Annotated in this window: 1 pseudogene; it reads left to right on the top strand. The window is 67.6% G+C overall.

The window, feature by feature from the left end:
* Window positions 1-281, top strand: a pseudogene (locus ACR6JA_RS23330) (hypothetical protein); the annotation flags it as partial.

Raw genomic sequence — 281 nt, 5'->3', positions numbered from 1 at the left:
GACGGTGCGGCACGTCGACCTGAAATCCTGGATGGCGCACCACTACCCCGGCGAGAGACCGGCGTTTCTGTTCGATGAGATCGAGCGTGCGCTTCACCCAGCGATCAGTCTGGACACAGTGGGCGCATTGCTGGCCGAGCGGGAAGCGATCAAGGCGCGGCTGGCGGAACACCTGGGCGTGCACGAGACGCTGCGCGCCGAGCACGAGGCGCTGCTAAAAATGCACGCCGCCTGCGCGGCCGACGCGGAGCGTGCGAACACGCCGGGGCCGCGCAGTGAAT

The sequence above is a fragment of the Cedecea sp. B1(4) genome (assembly GCF_059414925.1).
The sequence above is the reverse complement of the archived record's forward strand: the minus strand, read 5'-3'. Positions and strand labels throughout refer to the sequence as shown.